This window comes from Desulfovibrio sp. ZJ200, assembly GCF_011039095.1.
Classification (GTDB): domain Bacteria; phylum Desulfobacterota; class Desulfovibrionia; order Desulfovibrionales; family Desulfovibrionaceae; genus Desulfovibrio.
Genome location: NZ_JAAKEH010000098.1, coordinates 1 through 2724, shown reverse-complemented (window position 1 = coordinate 2724; position 2724 = coordinate 1). Strand labels below are relative to the sequence as shown.

Here is a 2724-nt window from a genome sequence, read left to right as displayed (position 1 = left end):
CAGGGGAGGCACATGGAAAATGGTCAAGCCCAATAATGAACGATTGCGCTTCCTCACGCGGGATGAAGCCAAAGCTCTTCTGGATGACCTTGAAAAGCGGCATCCGCAGTTGCACGATATGGTTTTGCTTTCCCTGCGAACCGGCCTCCGGCCTACCGAAATGTTCAAACTCAAGGGGCAGGATGTGGACGCCAACGCCTGCGGCCTCTACATCCTCCAGAAAGGAGGAAAACGGGTTTTCGTCCGTGTGCCGGAAGATATGATCAGAATGCTCCAGGCCTACAATCGCAAGTCTGCTGAACCGATCTTCCAGCAGCCCAGGAAAAAGGCCGCGTTTAAAAAAACTCCGGCTTGCTTCCAAACCGCAGTCAGGAAGCTCAACCTGGCCCCTGAGGACGGCGACAGCCTGTACGCCATTACCCTGCACACCATGCGGCACACCTTCGCCTCGTGGTTGGCGCAGTCCGGGCAGGTCACGCTCATGGAGCTGCAAAAGCTGATGCGTCATAAAAATATCACCATGACGATGAGGTACGCGCACCTCTTTCCCGGACAGGAAAGCGAAAAGCTGTCGATCATCGAAAGTATTCTGGTCTGAAGCCGTCATACGCCAGAGCCGCCAAAGGTTTTTCCCCGTTTGGAGATGCTGTAGCATATGGGGCTTTCTGGCGGGAGTGGTAGGATTATGCAAATCGCAAAAATAGTTTTCCCGAGCTTGGCTTGTTTTTTCCGACAAAAGGTGACTGACCCTACCATCCTCCCCATGAAGCGGCAGGTGCTGAAATTCCCCATGAGCTGTTCCAGACGAATGCTCCACTTGCTCGTAAATCTGCTCCAAACCCCGTCCAAATATAACAGACACCTATAATTTCTTGTAGCGTGCCCCTGATGCGCTCCCAGCCCTGCGGAATTTCCCCCATGCCCCCGCAGGAACTGGCCGCGCAAATCGGAAACTCGCCCGCCCACAAGCGCAAACAGTTCCGGGTACGCGCGGCACTGCCGTAGAAAGCGTTGCCGGGCGGGGAGAATCGGAATATAAGGAACGGGCACGGCTATCCAAGGCGCAGCGTACTTCTAGCTTAATAGCAAGTTGAGATGTTTTTTTAGCTCTATTGCCTCATCTTCTTCATCAAATATTTCAGATGACAAACATAATCTTAACATTCTTTCAAGATCGCCTACGATGGTTCCACCAACAAGCTGACCTATCATTGTGCCAGTAATTTTCATTCCATCGTAATAGAAACTTGTTGCCCATATCCTGCTAGATTCAATTTTAGAATCTAAAAACTTTTCATTATTTCCTGAAAGCGAAATATTTGGATAATACACAGATAAAATTTCCAATATAATAGTTCTTAATATCTCAATTTTTTTATTTATTGCCCAATTCATATCAAAAGTGCTATTTGCATTTTTAAGCTTATATTCTATTTTTTCTAGAGCATTAAAATCTATTTTCATATTAAACTCCAATTTTATTTTTGATGAAAACCCTCTTTGCTTCTTTGTTAGCTTCAATATAAAATTTTATACATTCATTTCTATATTTTTTCAGCAATTTTTTATTGTATAGACTGCCAATAGTACATTTAGTATGAGCTGAAGCATGGCAGTCTAAGCACAATGGAATTAAATTTTCTATCCTATTATTTGATGGATCTTCATCAATATGATGTATTTGAAGTGGTCTCCCGCGTGTTCCGCAAACACAACACGTATTTCTGCATAAATACAGTAATTCAGTAATAATATTTTCAGGTATTTTTACTCTTTTTTTAATCATATTCTGGAACACCTTTTAAGCTGAATAGAAAGCTATATACCATGATAAGTTGCTATAATTAATAGGCCGTTGTCTGGAAAAACTATTTTTTTATTATAATTATATTCGCTTTTGGCTTGTTCGTCAATCATGGCCGGGCTCGAATAAGGTAGCGCACAGCCCGATTTACCGGACGGATTTCCTGAGCTGTAGGTGTGGCCCTTGAAACGTCAAACCCCCAAGACGTTCCTATGCCATTTCCAGCCGAACCACGATCTCCTGAAGAATAGGAATAAAATGGTCCTGAACCAAACCCGCCATACCATCCGAGAGCGTGACCTCCAAATCGGCCAGTGATATTTCGTATAGAATCCCCCTGGAGTTGCCCCAGCCCTCCGCTCTGATGCGTCACCACGCCATAGTGCGTGCTCGCCTGGCTCCCATGCCCCCGCAAAAACAACCCTCGGTAATCCGGCACATTGCCGCCCACAAGCGCAAACAGTTCCGGGTAAGCTCATGGCCGGGCACGCACCAGGTAGCGTACCGCCATGTTTACCGGCCTGTTTTCATTTCCCGTTGGCGTAATGCGAGAAGTGTCCAAATATGTTCTTGAGCCTGCTGAAGAGCCTCCCCCTCCTCGATAGCCTTCACGCACAGAAGAATACAGTTTCCCATCAGGATAGGTACTATACGATACCTTCCAATTCCCAGCTATTTTCCTACTGGCATCCCCTTGAATTTGTCCAAGATTACCAGACTGATGCAAAGTCTCGGTGATACCTATGGTCGTACCATTATTCTGAGCATGGCTTTGTGCACCGTATCCCCTGAGGAGAGTATTAACTAAATAACGTTTTAATATCATCCAGAGTTCCATTTACATGAAACTTGGCAAAAAGAGCCATCGTCAAGTCAACCATGTGCAGACTTCGTGAAACAACGACCGACTTTCGGCGGAA

3 protein-coding genes are annotated in these 2724 nt (G+C 45.8%); 1 reads left to right on the top strand and 2 read right to left on the bottom strand.

From position 1 onward, the window contains the following. Positions 1-598, top strand: a 598-nt coding sequence (locus G7Y52_RS14730) for a site-specific integrase (RefSeq protein WP_206215346.1), incomplete at its 5' end; no start/stop codon positions are given. 476 nt (positions 599-1074) lie between these two features. Here G7Y52_RS14730 and G7Y52_RS14725 read toward each other — a convergent pair. Together G7Y52_RS14725 and G7Y52_RS14720 are read right to left on the bottom strand one after the other, a co-directional pair. Further along, complete coding sequence (locus G7Y52_RS14725; RefSeq protein WP_165073214.1) at positions 1075-1464, bottom strand: hypothetical protein; 390 nt, start codon at positions 1462-1464, stop codon at positions 1075-1077. Between the two features lies 1 nt (position 1465). After that, positions 1466-1786 (bottom strand): HNH endonuclease signature motif containing protein, encoded by a 321-nt coding sequence (locus tag G7Y52_RS14720; RefSeq protein WP_165073212.1) that lies wholly within the window; start codon positions 1784-1786, stop codon positions 1466-1468. Positions 1787-2724: the final 938 nt, after the last annotated feature.

Coding starts and splice junctions, on each gene's coding strand:
- G7Y52_RS14720 (WP_165073212.1), bottom strand. CDS start 1,786: ATGATTAAAAAAAGAGTAAAAATACCTGAAAATATTATTACTGAATTA.
- G7Y52_RS14725 (WP_165073214.1), bottom strand. CDS start 1,464: ATGAAAATAGATTTTAATGCTCTAGAAAAAATAGAATATAAGCTTAAA.